Consider the following 17,085-nt stretch of genomic DNA (forward strand, 5'->3'; position numbering starts at 1 on the left):
CGAGCTTAACGACTTTTCGCCCACCGGCTCGTCGTCAGTCGCGCAGCTCGCCCACCGGCTCCGCGGCGACGGGCCCCCGCGCGGCGGGCTCCGCGGCGGCGGCGGACTCCTGCCCGGCGGGCTCCCTGACCGGCCCGCGCCGCCCGGTGAGCCGCGCCTGCACCGCCAGCAGGAAGGCGGTCGGCAGGAACACCGCGTCCGCCGCGACCATCGCCAGCGAGAAGAACGGCAGCCCGAGCAGCAGGGCGATCGCCAGGTGCTCGCACACCATCACCGCCAGCAGCACGTTCTTCAGCCGGCGCGCGGCCAGCGAGAACGGGAAGCCGACCTGCATGACCACGGTGCCGTAGGTGAGCGCGAAGGTGACCAGCAGGCTGCCGCCGAGCAGCCCGGACAGCTCCGGCCAGGGCGCGAAGTAGCCGAGCTTGAGCGGGTAGAAGACGGCGGTGCCGTCCTGCCAGCGGGTGCCCTGGACCTTGTACCAGCCGGCCGTGGCGTACACCAGCACCACCTGGACGGCGACCACCAGCATCGCGCAGTTGTGCAGCATCGCGGCCAGCGCGTCGGCCAGCGCCCGCGGCTCGCCCCACTCGGCCGGGTCCCTCCCCGGCCGGCGGGCCCGGCGGCGGGCGTCCAGCGACCAGACCGTGCCGCAGCGGGTGAACACCAGGTAGATCGCCATCAGGTGGACCAGGTTGTCGCCGCCGTCGCCCAGGAAGACGTTCCGGTTCTGCAGCGACAGCACGGTCAGCGCGAACAGCACCGAGGAGGCCCTGGTCCGCCAGCCCAGCGCCAGCGCGCCCGCGGCCAGCAGCGCCAGCAGGTAGACCGCCTCGAACCACCAGCGGCCGTCGTTCCAGGCGAGCGCGGTGAAGGCGTGGGTGTCGGCCAGCAGCCGGTCGTTCAGCTCGGCCGACCAGGGCGAGCGGTCCCCGTACAGCACCCGCCGGTTGGGCCACTCGCGGAGCAGGAAGGCGCCCCAGGTGCCGGCCACGCCGATCCGCAGCACGGCGGCCTGGTACGGGGCGAGGGTGGTCAGCAGCCGGGGCAGCGCGGCCTTCGCGGCGGCGGCCGCCCGGGACACGGCGGGTATCACGACAGGCCCTCCCGGTCCGCTTCCTGCACCGGCCACCAGGGCAGCTCGCGGCTGTGCGGGGCGGTGTCGACCTGCTGCCGGCTCCACGGCGGCGGGGCGACGGCGGTGACGGTGACCCTCAGCTGGACCTGGATCACCCGGTCGCCGCCGAGGCCGATCCGCTGCAGCGCGATCCGCTCCAGGTAGCGCTCGGCCAGCTGCCCGCGCGAGCCGGCCGCGGCCCTGGCGTCGTTCTCGCCGTGGGTGGACTCGTAGAAGTCCCAGGCCCGGCGCAGCAGGTTCTGGTCGAGGTGGCTGGGCGCCGGGTCGTGCCGGATCGCCGCCCAGTCCTCGGCGGTCAGGCCGTGCCAGTCGCCGGTGGCGACCGCCCCGTCCGCGCCGATGGTCTGCACCCGGGCGTCGACGGCGACGTTGCGCTGCAGCGGGTCCGGCGCGAACAGCTTCCAGTTCTGCTCGAACTCGGGGTACACCACCCAGTCGACCTGGGTCCGGTACTCCTCGGAGACCGAGTTGGCGGGCGCCACGTGCAGGAAGAGCGCGCCGAGGAACGCCAGGACGACGGACCCCAGTCCCACCCCGGCGAGCACCAGCACCACCCGGGCGGGCTTGGACCAGACGCGCACGGCGGACATCCTGCCGCACCGACCGGGCCCTCGAACAGGGGTCCGGCCCCTTGTCGGCCTCCGCTACAGGACGAAGGGCTGCTGCCCGGTGCCGCTGACCATCGGCCGGCCGGCCGCCTCCCAGGCGAACATCCCGCCGTCCACGTTGACCGCGTCCCGGCCGTTCCCGACCAGGTACTGCACGACCTGCGCGGACCGGCCGCCGACCCGGCACATCACGTACAGCCGCCCGTCGGGCAGCTCGTCGAGGCGGGCCACCACCTGGCCGATCGGGATGTGCAGCGCGCCCTCCACGTGCCCGGCGTCCCACTCGTCCTGCTCGCGGACGTCGAGCAGGACGGCGTCGGCGGGCACCGAGGCGGCGTCGGCGGTGGGCAGCTGAGCGAACATCTGGGGCGTCTCCTGAGGGGTTCCGTACGGTTCTTTCGCGCCATTGTCGGGCAGCAGCGCGGCGAGCGCGGCCTGCCGCTCGGCGGCGGTGGCCAGCAGCCGCTCGGCGAGGTCCTCCAGCGTCCGCTCCGGCTCGTCCGGGCGCAGCAGCAGGAGCTCGCCCATCGGGGTGCGCTCCAGCCGGACCCGCTCCACGGCCAGCGCGGTGATCCGGCCGGACAGCCACTCCAGGCGCTGGCGCAGCCAGGCCAGCCGGTCGGGGGAGTCGGGGGCGGGCGCCGAGTCCGGCGAGGAGGACCACTCCTCGGCCAGCCGCTCCAGCCCTTCGGCGTCGGCCAGCGCGTACGCCTCGTTGACGCGGGCGATGAACGCCGAGCGGCGCTCCCGCTCCTCCGGGTCGGTGGTCAGGTCGGGGTGCGCCCGGCGGGCCAGCTCGCGGTAGACCCGCTGGGCCTCCTTGGCGGGCCGCACCCGGCGGGCCTCCGGCTCGCCCGCGCGCGGTCCGCGCTCCTCGGGGGGCTCGACCCGCTCCCGGGCCTCGCGGGCCCGCCGCAGGTCCTCCGGGTCGCCGCTGAGCGCCGCCACCGACTCGGCGATCAGCGCGTCCAGCTCGTCCAGCTCGGCGTAGAGCGGGCCGAGCAGCTGGTGGTGGGCCAGCGCGAAGTTGTCGACCTCCACCCGCAGGGTGGCCACGTCGACGTCCAGGGTCAGCCAGGCCAACTCGGCCGCCGCGACCCGCTCCTCCAGGTCCCGCCGCTCCGGGTCCGCCCACACCTCGACGCTCGGTACGCTCACCCTGGCCACCCTACCGGGGGTCCGGCACACCGCCGATCGGGTGGCGCCGGAGCACCCCGGGGGCGCGCGGTCGACGACACGCAACTGATACGGACGAATCTGCCCGATTAACTACCTCACGTCGGCATCTCCGTGCTTCATTGGAGGGCGCACGCAAGGACGCGCGCACCGGCCAGGAGGAGCAGCAAGCACAACAAAGGGGCAGACCGATACCCATGGTGGACCAGCCCGATTCCACACCCCCCGCCGGAGTGGTCGCCCTGCTCCGGGTCGCCGCCGTGCTGGTCGACCCCGACGGCCGGATCGCCCTGTGGAACCGCACCGCGGAGGAGCTGTTCGGCCACCGCGCCGAGGTCGCCCTCGGCCGCGCCGCGCACGGCCTGCTGCCCGCCGTCGACGCCCGGCCGGACGGTCCCGCCCACCAGCGCGACGCCTTCGACACCCTCGACGACCTCGTCCTGGACGGCCCCTGGGCCGGCCCGATGACCGTGCAGGACCGCGAGGAGCGGCCGCGCGACGTGCTGTGGTGGGCCTACCCGCTGGTCGAACCGGCCGGCCGCTCGCTGCTGGTGCTGGCCGCCGACGCCCGCCCGCTGCGCTCGGCCGGGCCGCGGATCGCCCTCGGCGAGCGCCTCGTCCCGTACGCCGCCGCCCCCGCCGCGGCCCGGCCGCAGCAGGTCACCGCCGCGTTCGCGCCGCCCGGTCCGGCCGCCGCCGGGGCGCTGGCCGCGCTGCTGCCGCCGGGCGCCGAGGAGCGCCGCCGCCGGGTGGTGGAGGCGCTCGCCCAGGCCGGCCCGCCCGCCCTGCGGGTGGACGGCGCGACCAGGCTGCCGGTGGTGCCCTACCAGGCCTCCCCCGAGGGCGCCGGCACCGCCCGGGTCGCCGCCGGGATCGGCCGCCGCTACCCGACCGCCCAGCAGCGGGCCGCCCGCCGCGCGGAGGGCCAGCCGCCGGGCACGGGTGCCGCGGGCACCGCCGGGGTACGGATACCGCCGGCCGGGCCGGACAGCCGACGGCCCGGAAGCACCGTCCCTGGACCACGCGAAGCCGCCGCCCACGGCCCGAACCCGGGAGGTCCCGCCATCGACCCCGCCGCAGCCGCCGTCCCCGAACCGACCTCCGCCCCCGCCGCCGCCGTCCCGCCGAGCCGGGCGGCCGACCCCGGCACCGGCGTGGAGGTGGTCCGCGGGCTGCCCGACGACGGCGACCTCGCGCTGCTCGCCTCGGTCGGCAGCCAGGTCGGCACCACCCTCGACCTGGACACCACCGCCCGCGAACTGTGCGAGGTGCTGGTCCCCCGGGTCGCCGACTTCGCCTGCGTCGACCTGCTCGACAGCCTGATCTCGGACGGCGAACTGCCCGCCGACTCCCCGGGCGACACGACGATGCTGCGCCGGGTCGCCCGCACCTTCAACCCGTCCCCGCAGCGCTGGAACCACGTCCTGGACGAGGGCGCGCTGCTCGCCATGCCGCGCTCCACCCCGCCCGGGCTGGCCCTGCAGGAGAACCAGCCGGTACTGGTGCCGCTGATCTCGGCGGACGTCGCGGTCGACTACGCGGCCTCGCTCGGCGGCCCCGAGCTGGAGCCGGCCGTGGTCGGCCGGTCGATGCTGGTGCTGCCGCTGTCCGCCCGCGGCGCCGTGCTCGGCATCCTCAAGCTGCTGCGGCTCTCCGACCGGACGCCGTTCACCCGCTCCGACGCCGACACCTTCAAGGAGATCGCCGCCCGGGCCGCGCTCTCGCTGGACAACGCCCGGCTGCACCGGGCCGAGTCCAAGGTCGCCACCACGCTCCAGCGCTCGATGATCCCGACCCGCCCGCCGCGGATCCCCGGCGTCCAGATCGCCCACCGCTACATGCCGGGCGACCGCAAGGCCGAGGTCGGCGGCGACTGGTTCGACGCCATCCAGCTGCCCGGCAGCCGGGTCGCCCTGGTGGTCGGCGACGTGATGGGCCACGGCCTGCACTCCGCCGCCGCGATGGGCCGCTTCCGCACCGCCATGCAGACCCTGGCCGCCCTCGACCTGCCGCCCGGCCAGCTGCTGCGCCACCTCGACAACCTGGCCCACAAGCTCGGCGACGACCACCTGGCGACCTGCCTGTACGCCGTCTACGACCCGATCAACCGCAGCTGCGAACTCGCCTCGGCCGGCCACGTCCCGCCCGTCCTGGTCCACCCCGACGGCCGCGGCGAACTGCTGGAACTGCCCTCGGGCGCGCCGATCGGCGTCGGCGGGGTGCCGTTCCAGACCAAGAAGATCGACGTCTCGGACGGCTCGATGCTGGTGATGTGCACCGACGGCCTGGTCGAGGTCCGCGGCGGCGACATAGGAGAGGGCCTGGCGGCGCTCTGCGGGAACCTGATCGACCCCAAGCAGACCCCGGACGAGGCCTGCGACACCGTGCTGAACACCCTGCACTCCGAGGACCGGCAGGACGACATCGCGCTGCTGGTGGCCCGCTTCGACGGCGTCCCGCCGACCGAGGTCGCCACCTGGCAGCTCGGCGTCACCGAACTGGAGGTCGGCCGGGCCCGCCGGCTGGTCCGCGACCAGCTCGTCGCCTGGCAGTTGACCGCGCTCACCGAGACGGTCGAACTGCTGGTCTCCGAGCTGGTCACCAACGCCGTCCGGGTGGCCCGCGCCGAGGTGCAGCTGCAGCTGATCCGGGTCGACAAACTGCTGGTCGAGGTCAGCGACGACAACCACAACCTGCCCTCGCTGGAGCCCGCCGACGCCGACGCCGAGCACGGCCGCGGCCTCAACCTGGTCAGCAAGCTGGCCAAGAAGTGGGGCACCTCCCGCAAGGCGGTCGGCAAGGTCGTCTACTTCGAGATGCCGCTGCCGCGCGGCTGAGGGGTTGCGGGCCGGGTCAGGGCGTGATGACGGCCCTGGTCCGGCCCTGGGCGGCCACCGAGGCGGCCGCGCCGACCCCGGTCAGCACCCGCGGCCAGTAGTCGCCGAACACCTCCACCCAGATCGCGATCAGCACCGCCGCGCTGATCGCCACCAGGTGCTCCATCCCGGCCAGGTTCGGCAGCAGCACCGCCTCCACCGCCATCGACACCACCACCGCGCCGCCGGTCCACCACGCCCGGCAGCGGAACGCCACCACCACGGCCAGCGCCACCACCGCCGCCGAGGGCCCGGTGTCCCGGACGTGCGCCACCCACCGCGGGAAGCCCAGCGCGTGCTGCGGCCCGAGCGCCACCCCGATCCGGGCGAACAGCGTGCCCGCCAGGGTGCAGGTGTACGCCACCACCAGGGTCAGCCGGCGGCCCAGCACGATCTCGGCCACCCCGAACACCAGGAACACCTGCGCCAGCGCCCCCCACACCGGCAGGTCCAGGGCCGGCACGTACAGCGACAGCGGGGTGCGCAGCAGCGACACGTCCAGCGGCAGCGCCGCCTTCACCACCCCGATGTCGGCGACGATCCGGTCACCGCCCGGCAGGTGCTGCACGACCGAGAACAGCAGCACCAGCGCGGTCGCCGCGGTCGCCAGCGGCACGGCGGCGAATTTCCGCCGCACCAGCCGTTCCCTCACGGAAGCGAAAAGCTCGCCCCACTCCGCGGCCGCGGCCCGGCGGAATACCGCCCACCACGTCGACCGCGCGCCCCCCGCGCGGGTGATCTTCTCCACGTCCCGCTTCTCCCGTCCGGTTTATCCGCCGACCTTCGCCGTCGATTACCACGCCTCGTACCCGACCCTACGCACCGGCCGGGCCCCGGGCATCAGCTCGAAGGCCGTTCCCCGTCATCCCGGAGAATGACGTCGGGCCCGCTCCGCCCCCCGGCGGAGGGGCCGCCCCCCATCCCGTGCCGTACGGCCGGGAAGCCTTGGTTCAGCGGTGCCGGCGGCGGAACAGCGCGGGCATGCTGGGGGCCGTGATGAATCCCTCCGCGCGGGCCGAGGCGATACCGATCCGGGGAATCTCGCTGCTCTTCTCGAAGAGCAGGTAACGCGGTTCCCAGATCGGCCGGTATTTCGCGTTCGCCCGGTACAGCGACTCGATCTGCCACCAACGCGAGAAGAAACCCAGCACCGAACGCCACAACCGCAGGACCGGCCCGGCACCCAGCTTCGAACCGCGCTCGAAAACCGACCGGAACATCGCGAAGTTCAGCGAGACCCGTTCCAGTTCGACCTCCTTCGCGCGCTGCAGGAGCTCGATCACCATGAACTCCATCAGGCCGTTCTCGCTGTCCCGGTCGCGGCGCATCAGGTCCAGCGACAGGCCGCGCGCCCCCCACGGGACGAAGCTGAGCAGCGCCCGCAGCTCGCCCTCCCCGTCGAAGCACTCCAGCATCACGCAGCGCCCGTCGCCCGCGTCGCCGAGCCGGCCCAGCGCCATCGAGAAGCCGCGCTCGGTCGCGCCGTCGCGCCACTGGTCGGCCTTGGCCACCAGCTCGGCCATCTCGCACTCGGGGATGTCGCCGTGGCGGCGGATCCGCACCGTGTACCCGGCCCGCTTGACCCGGTTGTAGGCCTGCCGGACCACCCGCATCGCCCGGCCGTCCAGCGAGAACTCGTCCAGCTCGACGATCGCCTCGTCGCCCAGCTCCAGCGCGTCCAGGCCGTGCCGGGCGTAGATCACCCCGGCCTCCTCGGAGGCGCCCATCACGGCCGGCACCCAGGCGTGCTCGCGGGCCTCCGCCAGCCAGGCCTCGATCGCCCCCGGCCAGGCCTCCGGGTCACCGATCGGGTCGCCCGAGGCCAGCGTCACGCCGCCGACCACCCGGTACGCCACCGCCGCCTTCCCGGACGGCGAGAACACCACCGCCTTGTCCCGGCGCAGCGCGAAGTAGCCCAGCGAGTCCCGCTCGCCCTGCCGCTCCAGCAGCCCGCGCAGCCGCTCCTGGTCCTCGTCGCTCTGCAGCTCCTCGCCGCGCGGCGAACGGAACGCCACCCACAGCACCAGCAGGAACAGCAGCGCGCCCATCGCGTTGATCGCCGCGTTCGCCCAGGTCGGCACCGCCACCACGTCGCGGATCCGTTCCGCGGGCTCCAGCGTGATCATCCGGTGCACCGCGTAGCTGAACCGGGTGCCGAAGCCCGCGCCGGAGGCCTCGTTGGTCAGCTGCACCAGCACCGAGCCGACCAGCCCGCCCAGCACCAGCCCGCCCACCCCGGCGGCCACCGCGGTCTTCGGGTTGGAGCGGTCGCCCTTGGAGGTGAACTCCTTGCGCGAGACCAGCAGCGCCACCAGGAACAGCCCGGTCAGCACGATCGAGAAGTAGTTCCACGGGTGGTCCCGGTACCGCTCGCCCCAGGCCATCCACGCCAGGTAGCCGAGGAACGTCACCCCGGCCAGCCCGGTGTTGAAGATCCACGCCGCCCGCTTGCGGCGGCGCATCGCCACCGCCAGGAACAGCGCCAGCACCATGGAGACCAGGCCGGCGGTCATCAGGTACGGGGTGAAGTACTCCCCCGTGTTGTGCCGCTCGACCTGGTCCCGGAACGGCACCGACAGCACCGCCACCAGGTTCAGCAGCGCCATCAGCCGCAGGTACCAGACGGTCGACGCGGCGGCCCGCGGCCGCCACCGTGCCAGCGGACCGGGGCCCTCGCCCCGGGTCGGGGACACGGCCGGGGAATCCGTCTTCACAGTGGACACAGCAACCATTCCAGACGATCGATCACAGGGGCGCATCCGCTCGCGGTTCGGCGCACTCGACCCCGATTTCCATGGTTGCCCAGCGGAGATGAGAATTGCGTGAATCCGGTAGCGGATTCCCACCCCCGCCGATCGGCGGGGGTCCGGGGCCGCACCGGGACCGAACCCGCCCCACCAGGGAGAGACATGCCGCCGACCCGGGTCCTGATCGTGGACGACGAGGTACTGGTCCGTTCCGGACTCGGCCTGATCGTCGGCACCGCGCCCGACCTGGAGGTGGTCGGCGGCTGCTCCGGCGGCCAGGCCGAGCGGATGGTCCGCGAACTCGCCCCGCAGGTCGTCCTGCTCGACGTCCGGATGCCCGACCTGGACGGCATCAGCGTGCTGCGCCGACTGCGCGCGCTGCCCGAACCGCCCGCCGTCGCGATGCTCACCACCTTCGACACCGACGAGCACATCGGCACCGCGCTGCGGGCCGGAGCCGCCGGGTTCCTACTCAAGGACACCGCCCCCGAGCAGCTGGTGCACGCCGTCCGGGTGCTCGCGGCCGGCGGCAGCGTGCTCTCCCCCACCGTCGCCCGCACCGTGATCAGCGGCTACGTCGAGGGCGGCGGCCCCGACACCGCCGCCGCCACCCTCACCGGCCGGCTCACCGGACGCGAACTGGACGTCCTGGCACTGCTCGGCGAGGGCCTGTCCAACGCCGAGATAGCCGACCGGCTGTTCCTCGGCACCGGCACCGTCAAGGACCACATCAGCGCCATCCTGGGCAAGCTCGGCGCCGCCAACCGGGTCCAGGCCGCCGTCATCGCGCACCGCGCCGGCCTGGTCCGCGACCGGCAGGACGGGGAGTGACCCCCGAGGAGCCCGCGGAACCCGCCGCCCCGCGCCACCTCGCCTGGCTGCGCTCCCCGCGCACCGCCCTGCTCGCCCCGGTGCTGCTCGCCGCGATGGACTCCGCGCTGGTCGCCAAGGGCTCCGAGCCCTGGCAGCTGGCCCTCTCCGCGCTCTCCGTCCTCGCCCTGCTCTGGCGCCGCCGCTGCCCGCTGGTGGTCGCCCTGCTCACCCTCCCCGGGGCGTTCTTCAACGAGATCTGGCTGGCCCCGCTCACCGCCGTCTACTCGGTCGCCGCCGTCTACCCCCGGCCGCCCGTCCCGGTCGCCTGCGCCACCGCCTTCGCCCTGGTCGAGTTCTTCCACTGGCCGCTCGCCCCCGACCTGTTCGAACTCAGCCGGGACAACGCCCTGTACGCCATCCAGTCGGTGATGCTCGGCGCCGGACCGGCCGCCCTCGGCATGCTCGCCCGCACCCGGCGCGAACTCGCCGAGCGCGTCACCGAACTCACCGCCGGCCGCCGACGCGAGAGCCGGCTGCTCGCCGAGAAGGTGCTCGCCGCCGAGCGCGCCCGGCTGGCCCGCGAGATGCACGACGTGGTCTCCCACCAGGTCAGCCTGATCTCGATCCAGGCCGGGGCGATCCAGGTCGCCAGCACCGACCCCGCCGCCCGGGACGGCGCCCGCACCATCCGCGAACTCTCCGTCCGCACCCTGGACGAGCTGCGCCAGATGGTCGGCGTGCTGCGCGCCGCCGGCGGCCCCGGCACCCCGCTCGCCCCGCAGCCCACCCTGGCCGACCTGCCCCGGCTGATCGAGGGCAGCGGCCTGGACGTCACCAGCCGCCTCGACCCCGGCCGCCGCGCCTGGCCCGAAGCCGTCGAGCGGGCCGCCTACCGCACCGTCCAGGAGGGCCTGACCAACATCAGCAAGCACGCCCCCGGCGCCCCCGTCACCGTCCGGGTCACCGCGCGCGGCGGCCGGCTCCACGTCGAGGTCCGCAACGGCCCCCCGCCGGCCGCCCGCTCCGCGGCCGACCCCGCCGCCGACCACCCCGGCACCCCCCTGCCCGGCGGCGGCCACGGCCTGATCGGCCTGCGCGAACGCGCCGCCCTGCTCGGCGGCACCTTCACCGCCGCCCCCACCCCCGACGGCGGCTTCCTGCTGCACGCGGTGCTGCCCGCCACGCCCTGACCGGGCCCCGCCGGTCCGATCGCCCACCTGCCGACCGAAAAGCCCCGGGAGAACGAGAAAGCCCCCCAGATCCGGAGATCTGGGGGGCTTCGCTGTGCGCGAGGGGGGAGTTGAACCCCCACGCCCTTTCGGGCACTGGAACCTGAATCCAGCGCGTCTGCCTATTCCGCCACCCGCGCATGGGTGTTGTCTTCAGTTGCTTACCGCTTCTTCCGACCTGTCGAGAAGCTTACCGCATCTCTCGGGGTCTTCCGTTCGGCTCCCTTGCGGGCGCCCCTTCCGACATGGAAAACATTAGCACGCCCCGAGCCGTACCTGCGAATCCATTCCCACCGGCCCCCCGCACGACCCCCGGTGGCCCGCAACCGGAGGCGGGGCGAACGAGTGAGCGGGCCGTCCGGCGGGTACCCCTCCGGGCGCGACCTAGGCGGGGAACCGTACGGAAGGGCCGGGCGTGGATACGATCAGTACGGAAGTACCGCTTTCCAGCCGACGAGCCGGCCCGTCCGACGCCCTGAGAGGGGGTGCCCCGTGGGAGTCCTGAAGAAGTTCGAGCAGCGACTCGAGGGTCTCGTGAACGGCACCTTCGCGAAGGTGTTCAAGTCGGAGGTCCAGCCGGTGGAGATCGCCGGCGCCCTCCAGCGCGAGTGCGACAACAACGCCACCATCTGGAACCGGGACCGCACGGTCGTACCGAACGACTTCATCGTCGAACTCAGCCCGCACGACCACGAGCGGCTCAGCCCCTACGCCTCCCAGCTCGGCACCGAGCTCGCCGGGATGGTGCGCGAGTACGCCGAGGCCCAGCGGTACACCTTCATGGGCCCGCTGAACGTCGCCCTGGAGAAGGCCGACGACCTGGACACCGGCCTCTACCGGGTGCGCAGCCGCACGCTGGCCGCCGAGGAGCCGCAGCGCGCGTCCGCGCAGCCGCCGGCCGCCCCGCCCGGCTACGGCCGCCCGCCGACCCCGCCCGCGCCCGGCGCGCCCTGGCACCAGGGCGCCGCCGCCCCGTACGGCGCCCCGCCGCCGCCGGCCGCCCCGCCCGCGATGCCGTCCGCCCCGCCCGCCGCCGCGCCCGCCGGGAACGTGCGGCCCTTCCCCGGCGCGGGCCACGGCGGCGCCGGCACCCGGCGCTGGATCGAGGTGAACGGCGCCCGGCACCAGATCAGCCAGAACGCGGTGGTGCTGGGCCGATCCACCGAGGCGGACATCCGGATCGACGATCCCGGAGTGTCCCGCAAGCACGCGGAGATCCGCCCCGGTACGCCCGCGATGGTCCTGGACCTGGGCTCCACCAACGGCATCGTGGTGGACGGGCAGCACACCCAGCGCGCTACGCTCCGCGACGGCTCCCGGATCGTCCTGGGGTCGACCACCATCGTCTACCGACAGGTCGAAGGGTAGAAGCGGGCCGGTATGTCTGATCTGACCCTGACGGTCATGCGGCTGGGGTTCCTCGCCGTCCTGTGGCTGTTCGTCATCGTCGCGGTGCAGGTGATCCGCAGCGACCTGTTCACGACCAAGGGCGCGGCGCGCACCGCCCAGCGCCCCACCGCCCCCGCCCCGGCCGGGGCGGGCCGACCGCCGCAGGGGCAACCCGCCCCCGCGGCCGCCCAGCAGGCCCAGGCCCGGCAGCGCCGGGGCCAGCCCACCCACCTGGTGGTGACCCAGGGCTCGCTGGCCGGCACCACGGTCGCGCTGCAGGGCCAGACCATCACGCTGGGCCGGGCGCACGACTCGACCATCGTGCTCGACGACGACTACGCGTCCTCGCGCCATGCCAGGATCTACCCGGATCAGGCTGGGCAGTGGACGGTGGAGGATCTAGGCTCCACCAACGGCACCTATCTGGACCGGCAGCGGCTCACCACGCCGACGCCGCTCCAGATCGGCACGCCGATCCGAATCGGCAGGACCGTCATCGAGCTGCGGAAGTAGTCAGCGCATGAGGACCAGCTCCACCCGAAGGAGGGCCCGGACAGCATGAGTCTCGTGCTGCGCTTCGCCGCCGGCTCGCACAAGGGCCTGATCCGCGAGGGGAACGAGGACTCCGGCTACGCCGGATCCCGCCTGCTCGCGGTGGCCGACGGCATGGGCGGGGCGGCGGCCGGCGAGGTCGCCTCCTCCGAGGTCCTCGGTTCGATCGTCCGGCTCGACGAGCCGCACCCCGGCGCCGACCTGCTGACCCTGCTCAACGACGCGGTGCAGACCGCCAACGACCGGCTGCGGCAGATGGTCGAGCAGGACCCGCAGCTGGAGGGCATGGGCTGCACCCTGACCGCGCTGCTCTGGGACGGCCAGCGGATGGGCCAGGTGCACATCGGCGACTCCCGCGCCTACCTGCTGCGGGACGGCCGGCTCGACCAGATCACCCAGGACCACACCTGGGTGCAGCGGCTGGTCGACGAGGGCCGGATCACCGCCGAGGAGGCCGAGACCCACCCGCAGCGCTCGCTGCTGATGCGCGCCCTGGACGGCCGCGGCCAGGTCGAGCCCGACCTGTCGATCCGCGAGGTCCGGGCCGGCGACCGGTACCTGATCTGCTCCGACGGCCTGTCCGGCCCGGTCAGCCACCAGACCCTGGAGGAGACGCTCGGCAGCTACTACGCGCCCGAGCAGACCGTCCAGGAGCTGATCCAGCTGGCGCTGCGCGGCGGCGGCCCGGACAACATCACCTGCATCGTCGCCGACGTGATCGACGTCGGCGCCACCGACCCGCTCAGCGGCCGGGCCGCCGAGGCGCCGGTCGTGGTCGGCGCGGTCGCCGACAGCCAGCCGCTCCACTACAACGACCCGCAGCTGCTGGACACCCCGGCCGGGCGGGCGGCCGGCCTCGGCCGCGGCCCGCAGCCCCCGCAGGGCGCCTTCGGGCCCGCCCAGGGCTACCAGGGCGGCTACGACCAGCAGCCCGGCTACACCGCCCCCGGGGGCGACTTCGGCCCCGCCGAGGGCTACGGCGCCCCGGAGGGCGGCTTCCCGCCCGCCGAGGGCCACGGCGAGGACGGCTACGGCGGGACCGGCGAGGAGTACGGCCAGGACGCCCCGGTCGACCGCCGGAAGAAGAAGCGCGGCCTGAAGCTGACCCTGATCGGCGTGCTGGTGCTCGCGGTGCTCGGCGCCGGCGGGTTCTTCGCCTGGCGGTGGAACCAGGACCAGTACTACGTCGGCGCCCAGGACGGCCACGTCGCGGTCTACCGCGGCCTGGACCAGAACCTGGCCGGCCTCGACCTCAGCTCGGTCTACCAGCCGTACGACGACGTCGAGCTCAAGTACCTGCCCGCCTACCAGCGCGACCAGGTGGCCAAGAACATCCAGGCCGACGGCCTGGCCGACGCCCGGCGGCAGGTGGAGGCGCTGCGCGCGCAGGCCGCCGTCTGCAAGAAGGTCGCCGAGTCCAAGACCGCCCCGGCCACCGGGGAGGGCACCCAGCCGTCCGCGCCGCCGCTGACCGAGCAGGAGCAGCAGCTCGCCGCGTCCTGCCCGGCCCAGTAGGGCAGCGGGCGAACCCGGGGGGTTTCACACAGGCATGAGCACCTTCGACGTGAGCGGCGACCGCCCGCCCGCCACCGGGCGGCGGCGGCGCGCCGCCGCCGCCCGGCCGGCCGGCCCGGAGGCCGTCCCGAACCGGCGCAACACCGAGCTGCTGATGCTGCTCTTCGCGGTGGCCGTGCCGGTCCTCGGGTACGCCAACGTGGGCCTGGCGATGGACGGCACGCTGCCCGCCAACATCCTGGCGTACGGCCTGGGCCTGGCCGTGCTGGCCGCCCTCGCGCACCTGGCGGTGCGCCGGTTCGCGCCGTACGCCGACCCGCTGCTGCTGCCGCTGGCGACGCTGCTGAACGGGCTCGGCCTGGTGATGATCTGGCGGCTCGACAAGGCCGGGAAGCTGCTGAAGAACAACTTCCCGGCGACCACCAACCAGCTGATGTGGTCGGGGCTCGGGATCGGCCTGTTCATCGGCGTGATGTGGCTGCTCAAGGACCACCGGATCCTGCAGCGCTACACCTACATCTCGATGGTGGTGGCGCTGGTGCTGCTGGCCGCGCCGGCCTTCTTCCCGTCCCGGAAGGAGGACTTCGGCGCGAAGATCTGGATCCGCTTCGGGTCCTTCTCGATCCAGCCCGGCGAGTTCGCCAAGATCATCCTGACCATCTTCTTCGCCGGCTTCCTGATGGTGAAGAAGGACGCCCTGGCGCTGGCCAGCCGCAAGTTCATGGGCCTGTACCTGCCGCGCGGCCGCGACCTCGGCCCGATCGTGGTGGTCTGGCTGCTGTCGATCCTGATCCTGGTGTTCGAGACCGACCTCGGCACGTCCTTCCTGTTCTTCGGCCTGTTCGTGGTGATGCTGTACGTCGCCACCGAGCGGACCAGCTGGATCGTCTTCGGTCTGCTGATGTCCTTCGGCGGCGCCGCGGTGGTGGCCAGCACCGAGTCGCACGTGAAGACCCGGATCAACGCCTGGCTGGACCCGATGGCGGCGTTCGGGCCGAACCACTCCCAGGACTCCTCGGAGCAGATCGGCCAGACCCTGATGTCGCTGGGCTCCGGCGGCACCGTCGGCACCGGCCTCGGTCAGGGCCGCAGCTGGCTGATCCAGTTCGCCGCGAAGAGCGACTTCATCCTCGGCTCGTTCGGCGAGGAGCTGGGCCTGACCGGCCTGATGGCGATCTTCCTGGTGTACGGCCTGGTGGTGCAGCGCGGCCTGCGCACCGCGCTGGCGGCCCGCGACCCGTTCGGCAAGCTGCTCGCGGTCGGCCTGAGCTCGGCGTTCGCGCTGCAGGTCTTCGTGGTCGCGGGCGGCGTGACCGGCCTGATCCCGCTGACCGGCATGACGATGCCGTTCCTGGCCCAGGGCGGTTCCTCGGTGGTCGCGAACTGGGCGCTGATCGCCGTCCTGATGAAGATCAGCGACACCGCCCGCCGCCCGGCCGCCGAACCGGCCGCCGAACCCGCCCCGGCCATCCCGGAGCCGGCCGGCCCCGACCGGTACGGGCACCCGGGCCAGGGGCGGCCGGACCAGAGCAGGGGAGCGTCCTCGTGAACAAGCCGATCCGCCGGGTCTCGATCTTCTGCCTGGTGCTGATCCTGGCGCTGATGGTCCGGGTCAACTGGGTGCAGGGCGTGCAGGCCTCGGCCTGGGCGAACAACAGCCACAACGAGCGGGTGAAGTACGACCGGTACGCCTACCCGCGCGGCAACATCATCGTCGGCGGGCAGCCCGTCACCAAGTCCGACTTCGTCAACGGCCTGCGCTACAAGTACAAGCGGTCCTGGGTGGACGGGCCGGTGTACGCCCCGGTGACCGGCTACTCCTCGCAGATCTTCGACGCCAGCCAGCTGGAGAAGCTGGAGGACGGCGTGCTCTCCGGCACCGACTCCCGGCTGTTCTTCCGCAACACCCTGGACATGCTGACCGGCAAGCCCAAGCAGGGCGGCGACGTGGTCACCACCATCGACCCGAAGGTGCAGAAGGCGGGCTTCGAGGGCCTGGGCAACCGCAAGGGCGCCGCGGTGGCGATCGACCCGCGCACCGGGGCGATCCTGGCGCTGGTCTCCACCCCGTCCTACGACCCGGGCACCTTCTCCGGCGGCACCGACGCCGACTCCGCCGCCTACAAGGCGCTGCAGGACGACCCGAACCGCCCGCTGGTGAACCGCGCGCTGCGCGAGACCTACCCGCCCGGCTCGACGTTCAAGCTGATCACCGCGGCGACCGCGTTCGAGACCGGCAAGTACCAGGGCCCGAACGACACCACCGAGACCCCGAACCCGTACGTGCTGCCCGGCACCAACACGCCGCTGCGCAACGCCAGCGCCACCGAGCCCTGCGAGGACGCCACCGTGATGGTGGCGATGGACTACTCCTGCAACACGGTGTTCGGCAAGATGGGCGCCGAGCTGGGCCGCGACCAGCTGCGCGCGCAGGCCGAGAAGTTCGGCTTCAACAACGACAAGGTGGACATCCCGATCCGGGCCACCGCCAGCTACTACCCGAGCGGCTCCTCCCCCGACGGCACCGCGATGGACGCCATCGGCCAGCACGACACCCGGGCCACCCCGCTGCAGATGGCCATGGTCGCGGCGGCGATCGCCAACAACGGCTCGCTGATGCAGCCGTACCTGGTCGCCCAGGAGGGCGCGGCGGGCAACGCCATCTCCACCCACTCCGAGCACCAGCTGAGCCAGGCCGTCTCGCCGGCCACCGCGCAGAAGCTGCAGCAGCTGATGGAGTCGGTGGTGCAGAACGGCACCGGCAAGAAGGCGGCCATCCCGGGCCTGACCGTCGGCGGCAAGACCGGCACCGCGCAGCACGGCCAGGACAACTCGGGCCTGCCGTTCGCCTGGTTCGTCTCCTACGCCAAGGACGCGGCGGGCAAGCAGGTCGCGGTCGCGGTGGTGGTCGAGGACGGCGCCGCGGAGAGCTCGGAGATCTCCGGCGGCTCGCTCGCCGCGCCGATCGCCAAGTCGATGATGCAGGCGGCGCTGGGAAAGTAGGGCCGGTCGCATGCGTCACATTCCGGCCGCCGGTCATCG

General features: G+C 73.6%; 13 protein-coding genes and 1 tRNA gene. 8 read left to right on the forward strand and 6 right to left on the reverse strand.

The annotated features are described in order from the left end of the window. Window positions 1-34 precede the first annotated feature (34 nt). The 3 genes from ACZ3J7_RS08485 to ACZ3J7_RS08495 form a co-directional block, all read right to left on the reverse strand. Window positions 35-1,096, reverse strand: coding sequence for an HTTM domain-containing protein (locus ACZ3J7_RS08485; protein WP_465618193.1), 1,062 nt, complete (start codon window positions 1,094-1,096; stop codon window positions 35-37). After that, window positions 1,093-1,719, reverse strand: a complete 627-nt coding sequence (locus ACZ3J7_RS08490) for a DUF5819 family protein (protein ID WP_465618194.1) — start codon at window positions 1,717-1,719, stop codon at window positions 1,093-1,095. Before ACZ3J7_RS08490 ends, ACZ3J7_RS08485 begins: the two co-directional genes overlap by 4 nt. A gap of 63 nt (window positions 1,720-1,782) precedes the next feature. Beyond that, the gene (locus ACZ3J7_RS08495) at window positions 1,783-2,904 is read right to left on the reverse strand and encodes a rhodanese-like domain-containing protein (RefSeq protein WP_465618196.1); all 1,122 of its coding nucleotides are present in this window, start codon (window positions 2,902-2,904) and stop codon (window positions 1,783-1,785) included. A 215-nt stretch (window positions 2,905-3,119) separates the two neighbouring features. On the opposite strand from ACZ3J7_RS08495, the gene ACZ3J7_RS08500 reads away from it, so the two are divergent. After that, window positions 3,120-5,759, forward strand: a complete 2,640-nt coding sequence (locus ACZ3J7_RS08500; RefSeq protein WP_465618198.1) for an ATP-binding SpoIIE family protein phosphatase — start codon at window positions 3,120-3,122, stop codon at window positions 5,757-5,759. Window positions 5,760-5,775: 16 nt separating this feature from the next. On the opposite strand, the gene ACZ3J7_RS08505 is transcribed toward ACZ3J7_RS08500, so the two are convergent. Both ACZ3J7_RS08505 and ACZ3J7_RS08510 read right to left on the reverse strand, forming a co-directional pair. After that, a complete protein-coding gene (locus ACZ3J7_RS08505) occupies window positions 5,776-6,435 on the reverse strand; it encodes a hypothetical protein (RefSeq protein ID WP_465618200.1) in 660 nt (219 codons plus the stop codon). A gap of 313 nt (window positions 6,436-6,748) precedes the next feature. Then, on the reverse strand, window positions 6,749-8,491 hold the full coding sequence (locus ACZ3J7_RS08510; RefSeq protein WP_465618202.1) for a phosphatidylglycerol lysyltransferase domain-containing protein: 1,743 nt from the start codon (window positions 8,489-8,491) through the stop codon (window positions 6,749-6,751). A 216-nt stretch (window positions 8,492-8,707) separates the two neighbouring features. On the opposite strand from ACZ3J7_RS08510, the gene ACZ3J7_RS08515 reads away from it, so the two are divergent. Beyond that, a complete protein-coding gene (locus ACZ3J7_RS08515) occupies window positions 8,708-9,376 on the forward strand; it encodes a response regulator (RefSeq protein WP_465618204.1) in 669 nt (222 codons plus the stop codon). Further along, complete coding sequence (locus ACZ3J7_RS08520; RefSeq protein WP_465618206.1) at window positions 9,373-10,548, forward strand: sensor histidine kinase; 1,176 nt, start codon at window positions 9,373-9,375, stop codon at window positions 10,546-10,548. Before ACZ3J7_RS08515 ends, ACZ3J7_RS08520 begins: the two co-directional genes overlap by 4 nt. 95 nt (window positions 10,549-10,643) lie before the next feature. Here ACZ3J7_RS08520 and ACZ3J7_RS08525 read toward each other — a convergent pair. Next, window positions 10,644-10,727, reverse strand: a tRNA-Leu gene (locus tag ACZ3J7_RS08525). Between the two features lie 352 nt (window positions 10,728-11,079). On the opposite strand from ACZ3J7_RS08525, the gene ACZ3J7_RS08530 reads away from it, so the two are divergent. From ACZ3J7_RS08530 to ACZ3J7_RS08550, 5 genes are read left to right on the forward strand one after another with little or no spacing between them, the layout of a single operon-like run. Further along, a complete protein-coding gene (locus ACZ3J7_RS08530) occupies window positions 11,080-11,955 on the forward strand; it encodes an FhaA domain-containing protein (protein WP_465618208.1) in 876 nt (291 codons plus the stop codon). Window positions 11,956-11,967: 12 nt separating this feature from the next. Then, window positions 11,968-12,489, forward strand: a complete 522-nt coding sequence (locus ACZ3J7_RS08535) for an FHA domain-containing protein FhaB/FipA (protein ID WP_465618210.1) — start codon at window positions 11,968-11,970, stop codon at window positions 12,487-12,489. Between the two features lie 45 nt (window positions 12,490-12,534). After that, a complete protein-coding gene (locus ACZ3J7_RS08540; RefSeq protein WP_465618212.1) occupies window positions 12,535-14,043 on the forward strand; it encodes a PP2C family protein-serine/threonine phosphatase in 1,509 nt (502 codons plus the stop codon). Window positions 14,044-14,077: 34 nt separating this feature from the next. Continuing rightward, window positions 14,078-15,592 (forward strand): FtsW/RodA/SpoVE family cell cycle protein, encoded by a 1,515-nt coding sequence (locus tag ACZ3J7_RS08545; RefSeq protein ID WP_465618214.1) that lies wholly within the window; start codon window positions 14,078-14,080, stop codon window positions 15,590-15,592. Next, complete coding sequence (locus tag ACZ3J7_RS08550) at window positions 15,589-17,046, forward strand: peptidoglycan D,D-transpeptidase FtsI family protein (protein ID WP_465618216.1); 1,458 nt, start codon at window positions 15,589-15,591, stop codon at window positions 17,044-17,046. The genes ACZ3J7_RS08545 and ACZ3J7_RS08550 overlap by 4 nt, the downstream gene beginning before the upstream one ends. The last annotated feature ends 39 nt before the right edge of the window (window positions 17,047-17,085 follow it).

Source organism: Kitasatospora sp. NPDC015121, assembly GCF_055562955.1.

Coding starts and splice junctions, on each gene's coding strand:
- ACZ3J7_RS08545 (WP_465618214.1), top strand. CDS start 14,078: ATGAGCACCTTCGACGTGAGCGGCGACCGCCCGCCCGCCACCGGGCGG.
- ACZ3J7_RS08515 (WP_465618204.1), top strand. CDS start 8,708: ATGCCGCCGACCCGGGTCCTGATCGTGGACGACGAGGTACTGGTCCGT.
- ACZ3J7_RS08500 (WP_465618198.1), top strand. CDS start 3,120: ATGGTGGACCAGCCCGATTCCACACCCCCCGCCGGAGTGGTCGCCCTG.
- ACZ3J7_RS08540 (WP_465618212.1), top strand. CDS start 12,535: ATGAGTCTCGTGCTGCGCTTCGCCGCCGGCTCGCACAAGGGCCTGATC.
- ACZ3J7_RS08535 (WP_465618210.1), top strand. CDS start 11,968: ATGTCTGATCTGACCCTGACGGTCATGCGGCTGGGGTTCCTCGCCGTC.